This window comes from Candidatus Synechococcus spongiarum SH4 (assembly GCF_000586015.1).
GTDB classification, from domain to species: Bacteria; Cyanobacteriota; Cyanobacteriia; order PCC-6307; family Cyanobiaceae; genus Synechococcus_B; species Synechococcus_B spongiarum_F.
Map to the genome: position 1 here is coordinate 1 of NZ_JENA01000173.1, position 3572 is coordinate 3572.

Consider the following 3572-nt stretch of genomic DNA (forward strand, 5'->3'; position numbering starts at 1 on the left):
CCTGCCGGGGCGCCACAGAAGCAGGAGCGGGATTACCTGGTCATCGGGCTCATCATTGCCTTGATGGCCATGATCGTTGCAGGGTTCTTTGCCTTGGACGGCAAGATCGACGCCCTGGAAACAGCCGTGAACGGTCGAATCGATGCCCTGAGTGCCAGGATGGACGCCCTGGAAACAGCCGTGAACGGTCGAATCGATGCCCTGAGCGCCAGGATGGACGCCCTGAGCGCCAGGATAGACGGCCTTTACGAGTTGGTGCTGTCCCTCAAGAAGTGACACGGGCGAAGCATCAGACGGCGAAGGAGCTCCCGCAGCCGCAGGTCTGGCTGGCGTTGGGATTGGTGAAATTGAAGCCGCCGCCAATGAGGGCCGTGCTGAAATCCAGTTGGAGGCCATAGATGTAGAGCAGGCTCTTGGGATCGGACACCACCTGGAACCCCGCGCCGTCCGCCAGGGTGTAGGCGTACACCTTGTCCTCCTCCCGCACGTCCTGGGGCTGGATGAAGTCCATGGTGTAGCTCATGCCGCTACAGCCCCCGGAACGGACCCCCACCCTCAGGATGAAGTCCGTCCCCTGCTGCTGGCGTAGGAAGCCCAGTTGCCTCAAGGCCGCTGCCGTAATGAGGATTCCACGGCCATCCCGGTCCGCCTGGGGCGCCGGGGTGGAAGGGGCTTCAGGGGTGGGGGTGGGTGACGGGGCCATGGGGGGTGACGGGGCTTTGGGCCAGTTTAGGCAACTCCGGGCAAGAGAGCTTCAAGCGGTTTGCAAAGCCGCCTGGTTCAGGGTGGATGGACGGTAGGGAGTGAAGCCGGCCTTGCGGGCGCCGCAGATGGGGCATTCCCAGTCATCGGGAATGTCCTCGAAGGGGGTGCCGGGGGCAATGCCGGAGTCGGGATCTCCCTTGGCGGGATCGTAGATCATGGAGCAGACGCGACAGATCCAGAGGCCCGGGACGGGGTTGGCTGCTTCGGCGGCATCGCCTTTGCCCTCCAGGGCGGCAAGGGCCACCCCATAGCGCTCAGCGTGGTGGCGCTCAATCGAGGTGAGGAAGCCGAAATTGCTGGCGGCCTTTTTGAAGATGCCGGCGTGCTCCCGGGATTCGGCAATCTGCTCGTCAAATTCCGCTGCGGCGCCGGCGTCGCGATCAGAGCGGGCGGCGGCGGCGAACTCCGGGTACATGGTGGTGTACTCGTAGGTTTCCCCTTCAATAGCCAGCTCCAGGCAGCGACTGAGGAGCGCTTGCCGTTGCTCAGGGGTCAAGGTCCGGGGATCCTCAACCACCAGCTCCGGATGGAGAAGGCGGAAATGGGCAAAGGCATGCTCGGTTTCCTGGGCGGCGGTGTCCCGGAAAAGCCGGGCCAGGTCTTTGTGGCCCAGGGATTTGGCCACCTCGGCAAAGAAGAGGTATTTGCGGTTGGCCATGCTTTCTCCGCCAAAGGCGGCTTCAAGATTGGCGTGGGTACGGGGTTTGGAAAGGTCCATGGGAGGTGAGGCGTCCACGCTGTCTGTTCTAATCCATACTCATACCGACTTCGGATTAGAATCATGCCAGTTTGCCATCCGTCTATCCAGTCCGTGGTCTGACCGCTCGCTGACGGGGCGGCAACCCGCTAACAGCCGCCAGCACGATGGGATGTGGCGGTGGGACCCATGGGTCGCGAGCCTGCTCTGGCGTGTGGACAGGTGGAGGCCATGGCCATGAACGGCTCCCGGCCACAGTGTTCCCCCACCCTCGTCCTTCCCTCAAACTCCGCTTGTCTATCTTCCTGACGAGAACGGTTCCCCAGTGGTGATTCATGGCCCACCCCATCCCCGCTCGGTGCTGGCCGTGGACGTGGGGCGGCGGCGCATTGGTCTGGCGGGCTGTGACCCCCTTGGCATCAGTGTACGCCCCTTGCCGCCTCTGCGACGAAAGGACCGGGCTACGGATGTGGCGCGGCTGCGCCCCCTGTGCCTGGACCGGGGCGTTGCCGCACTGGTGGTTGGTCTCCCCCTGCTGCCCAACGGGAAGGAGGGGAGTCAATGCCGTCACTCCCGCCGCTATGGGTTGACCCTGGCCCGCGACTTGGCGTTGCCGCTGGCCTGGGTGGATGAGCGCTACACCAGTTGGGCCGCCGAGGAGACCACAGGCCTGCGGGCGGATGGCAGCGGACGTCTGGATAGCGCCGCGGCGGTCCTGATCTTGCGCCAATGGCTGGCGGAGGGACCCGAGCCCAGTTTCCCGGACCATTAGTCTGAACAACACCAATGATGATGGGCCATGGATCGTCACCGGGATGAGGGCGGCGCAGCCGCCGTGGCCACCGTAATGGCCACCGATGCCACTGGCCGGATGCTCCACTGCTTTGTGGAGCAATCCCTCCGTATCCGGGACCAGGACTACGGCCTCCTGTCTCCAGTGGACACCCCGGTCCACCTCTGCCGCTGGCCTGCCGATCCCACTGCCGACCCTGAGTTGATTGCCGATCCCCATCAATACCCCCAGGTGCTGGATGAACTGGACACGGCATTGCAGGAGCAGGAGCTTTGCCTGGTGCGCTCCGCCGGCCTGCTGACCGTGGCGGGGGATCTGGAGGACGCCGACGGGGAGGAGGAGGGGGATCTGGAGGACCTGTCCGAGGACGATGATGCCGACACCTGTGTTCTGCTGGCCAGCGTCCGCCACGGGGGGACGGACTTTGACCTCTATGGCAGCCTGGATCCCTGCTTCCTGTTGGCGCGTCTCGGTGGGGGCGCTGCGGAGTTACTGGCGCCAGAGGTGTTGGCCCGGCTTCAACCCCTGGTGGAGGAGGCATTGGCCCATGGGGAGGCGGCATGTCCTTGATACCCTCCCTCCAAAAGACGGCGCAATGGCTTCAACCCAGTTACATTGTTGCAGGACCCATTACCGCCATTGATCCCCAGACGCTCTGGGGCAAGGGCATTCGCGGCCTGGTGCTGGATGTGGACCAAACCCTGGCCCCCCGGCGCCAGCTTGTCCTGCCGGAGACGGTGCGCCACTGGATTGAACAGGTGCGGCCCCGCTTCAAGCTGTACCTTCTCAGCAACAATCTCAACCGCAGGCGGATTCTGTGGGTGGCCAGGCAACTGGACCTCCCCTATTGTCTGGCCGCCAGGAAACCCAGCCGTCACAGCCTGCGCCAAGTGCTCAAGACCATCAATCTGCCCCCTGCCCAGGTGGCTATGGTGGGAGACCGACTGTTCACCGACGTGTTGGCGGGCAACCGCATGGGCATGATGAGCCTGCTGGTAGAACCCATTGCCTCCGATGGGCGGCCCAGCCGTCAGAACAGGCTCTATCGCATGGAATTGAGACTGTTGAGAGCGCTGGGACGTTTCACCATCAGCGGCGATCTTCCCACGCCAACACAGGGCCGGGATCGGAAGTCATAACCGGAAGATCGCCATGACGGCCAGGAGAATAGCAGAGGGGAGGATATGACACAGTGGTGCTGGCAATGGATTCCCGTTATACGGAACCGGGGTTCTTTGCCGTCCTCCTGGGGGCCGCCGCCATCTTCCGGACCCTTATCTTCCGGTTATGGGTCTTGAGGCTGAGGCAGTGGTAACT

6 protein-coding genes are annotated in these 3572 nt (G+C 63.7%); 4 read left to right on the forward strand and 2 right to left on the reverse strand.

Features of this window, described 5'->3' with window-relative positions; translation table 11 throughout:
* On the forward strand, positions 1-276 hold a 276-nt coding region (locus BG35_RS13145; RefSeq protein ID WP_025782372.1), incomplete at its 5' end, for a hypothetical protein.
* 13 nt (positions 277-289) lie between these two features.
* Here BG35_RS13145 and BG35_RS0107740 read toward each other — a convergent pair.
* Together BG35_RS0107740 and BG35_RS13855 are read right to left on the reverse strand one after the other, a co-directional pair.
* On the reverse strand, positions 290-703 hold the full coding sequence (locus BG35_RS0107740; protein ID WP_025782373.1) for a HesB/IscA family protein: 414 nt from the start codon (positions 701-703) through the stop codon (positions 290-292).
* A gap of 51 nt (positions 704-754) precedes the next feature.
* Entirely contained in the window at positions 755-1483 is a 729-nt protein-coding gene (locus BG35_RS13855) for a rubrerythrin family protein (RefSeq protein WP_025782374.1), read from the reverse strand.
* A gap of 304 nt (positions 1484-1787) precedes the next feature.
* On the opposite strand from BG35_RS13855, the gene ruvX reads away from it, so the two are divergent.
* Genes ruvX through BG35_RS0107760 form a run of 3 tightly spaced genes read left to right on the forward strand, consistent with a single transcriptional unit; the run spans position 1788 to position 3394 of the window.
* Positions 1788-2234 carry a Holliday junction resolvase RuvX gene (ruvX, locus tag BG35_RS0107750; protein WP_051506213.1) on the forward strand — a complete coding sequence of 149 codons (447 nt, stop codon included), beginning with the start codon at positions 1788-1790 and terminating at the stop codon, positions 2232-2234.
* A 27-nt stretch (positions 2235-2261) separates the two neighbouring features.
* Positions 2262-2825, forward strand: a complete 564-nt coding sequence (locus tag BG35_RS0107755) for a DUF3727 domain-containing protein (protein ID WP_025782376.1) — start codon at positions 2262-2264, stop codon at positions 2823-2825.
* Positions 2816-3394, forward strand: a complete 579-nt coding sequence (locus tag BG35_RS0107760; RefSeq protein ID WP_025782377.1) for a YqeG family HAD IIIA-type phosphatase — start codon at positions 2816-2818, stop codon at positions 3392-3394. The genes BG35_RS0107755 and BG35_RS0107760 overlap by 10 nt, the downstream gene beginning before the upstream one ends.
* Positions 3395-3572 lie beyond the last annotated feature (178 nt).